Source organism: Metapseudomonas phytobenefica, assembly GCF_043392685.1.
Lineage (GTDB): Bacteria > Pseudomonadota > Gammaproteobacteria > Pseudomonadales > Pseudomonadaceae > Metapseudomonas.
Map to the genome: position 1 here is coordinate 1 of NZ_JBHZGM010000069.1, position 2580 is coordinate 2580.

2 tRNA genes and 2 rRNA genes are annotated in these 2580 nt (G+C 52.9%); all 4 read left to right on the forward strand.

The window, feature by feature from the left end:
• The first annotated feature begins 32 nt into the window (after window positions 1-32).
• A 16S ribosomal RNA gene (locus ACFW0B_RS25705) occupies window positions 33-1568 on the forward strand.
• 65 nt (window positions 1569-1633) lie between these two features.
• Window positions 1634-1710: transfer RNA gene (locus ACFW0B_RS25710), tRNA-Ile, on the forward strand.
• Window positions 1711-1742: 32 nt separating this feature from the next.
• Window positions 1743-1818, forward strand: a tRNA-Ala gene (locus ACFW0B_RS25715).
• A gap of 225 nt (window positions 1819-2043) precedes the next feature.
• A 23S ribosomal RNA gene (locus ACFW0B_RS25720) occupies window positions 2044-2580 on the forward strand; the annotation flags it as partial.

Below are 2580 nucleotides of genomic sequence, written 5' to 3' on the forward strand. Positions count from 1 at the left end.
GTTTAGGGTTTTCTCAAAACCCAAGCAGTATTGAACTGAAGAGTTTGATCATGGCTCAGATTGAACGCTGGCGGCAGGCCTAACACATGCAAGTCGAGCGGCAGCGGGTCCTTCGGGATGCCGGCGAGCGGCGGACGGGTGAGTAATGCCTAGGAATCTGCCTGGTAGTGGGGGATAACGTTCGGAAACGGGCGCTAATACCGCATACGTCCTACGGGAGAAAGTGGGGGATCTTCGGACCTCACGCTATCAGATGAGCCTAGGTCGGATTAGCTAGTTGGTGGGGTAATGGCTCACCAAGGCGACGATCCGTAACTGGTCTGAGAGGATGATCAGTCACACTGGAACTGAGACACGGTCCAGACTCCTACGGGAGGCAGCAGTGGGGAATATTGGACAATGGGCGAAAGCCTGATCCAGCCATGCCGCGTGTGTGAAGAAGGTCTTCGGATTGTAAAGCACTTTAAGTTGGGAGGAAGGGCAGTAAGTTAATACCTTGCTGTTTTGACGTTACCAACAGAATAAGCACCGGCTAACTTCGTGCCAGCAGCCGCGGTAATACGAAGGGTGCAAGCGTTAATCGGAATTACTGGGCGTAAAGCGCGCGTAGGTGGTTCAGCAAGTTGGAGGTGAAATCCCCGGGCTCAACCTGGGAACTGCCTCCAAAACTACTGAGCTAGAGTACGGTAGAGGGTAGTGGAATTTCCTGTGTAGCGGTGAAATGCGTAGATATAGGAAGGAACACCAGTGGCGAAGGCGACTACCTGGACTGATACTGACACTGAGGTGCGAAAGCGTGGGGAGCAAACAGGATTAGATACCCTGGTAGTCCACGCCGTAAACGATGTCGACTAGCCGTTGGGATCCTTGAGATCTTAGTGGCGCAGCTAACGCGATAAGTCGACCGCCTGGGGAGTACGGCCGCAAGGTTAAAACTCAAATGAATTGACGGGGGCCCGCACAAGCGGTGGAGCATGTGGTTTAATTCGAAGCAACGCGAAGAACCTTACCTGGCCTTGACATGCTGAGAACTTTCCAGAGATGGATTGGTGCCTTCGGGAACTCAGACACAGGTGCTGCATGGCTGTCGTCAGCTCGTGTCGTGAGATGTTGGGTTAAGTCCCGTAACGAGCGCAACCCTTGTCCTTAGTTACCAGCACCTCGGGTGGGCACTCTAAGGAGACTGCCGGTGACAAACCGGAGGAAGGTGGGGATGACGTCAAGTCATCATGGCCCTTACGGCCAGGGCTACACACGTGCTACAATGGTCGGTACAAAGGGTTGCCAAACCGCGAGGTGGAGCTAATCCCATAAAACCGATCGTAGTCCGGATCGCAGTCTGCAACTCGACTGCGTGAAGTCGGAATCGCTAGTAATCGTGAATCAGAATGTCACGGTGAATACGTTCCCGGGCCTTGTACACACCGCCCGTCACACCATGGGAGTGGGTTGCTCCAGAAGTAGCTAGTCTAACCGCAAGGGGGACGGTTACCACGGAGTGATTCATGACTGGGGTGAAGTCGTAACAAGGTAGCCGTAGGGGAACCTGCGGCTGGATCACCTCCTTAATCGAAGACATCGGCTTCTTCATAAGTTCCCACACGAATTGCTTGATTCAATTGCGAAGGCGATTGGGTCTGTAGCTCAGTTGGTTAGAGCGCACCCCTGATAAGGGTGAGGTCGGCAGTTCGAATCTGCCCAGACCCACCAATTGTCGCGGGGTCGAATGACCGGTTGACATTGGGGCCATAGCTCAGCTGGGAGAGCGCCTGCTTTGCACGCAGGAGGTCAGGAGTTCGATCCTCCTTGGCTCCACCACTCTCCGGCAGGCCAAGAGCTCAGAATTGAATATCCGTGGTTGGATATTGAATTCTGGACTTTGTTCAGAATCGTTCTTTAAAAATTCGGGTATGTGATAGAAGTGACTCATTGAGTGTTTCACTGCACTTAATGATTCAAGGCAAAATTTGCGAGTTCAAGCGCGAATTTTCGGCGAATGTCGTCTTCACACCAGAATCGCAGGCAGATTGCTTGGGGTTATATGGTCAAGTGAAGAAGCGCATACGGTGGATGCCTTGGCAGTCAGAGGCGATGAAAGACGTGGTAGCCTGCGATAAGCTTCGGGGAGTCGGCAAACAGACTGTGATCCGGAGATCTCTGAATGGGGGAACCCACTCAGCACAAGCTGGGTATCTTGCACTGAATCCATAGGTGCAAGAGGCGAACCAGGGGAACTGAAACATCTAAGTACCCTGAGGAACAGAAATCAACCGAGATTCCCTTAGTAGTGGCGAGCGAACGGGGACTAGCCCTTAAGCTTCTTGGATTTTAGCGGAACGCTCTGGAAAGTGCGGCCATAGTGGGTGATAGCCCCGTACGCGAAAGGGTCCAGGAAGTGAAATCGAGTAGGACGGAGCACGTGAAACTTTGTCTGAATATGGGGGGACCATCCTCCAAGGCTAAATACTACTGACTGACCGATAGTGAACCAGTACCGTGAGGGAAAGGCGAAAAGAACCCCGGAGAGGGGAGTGAAATAGAACCTGAAACCGTATGCGTACAAGCAGTGGGAGCCTACTT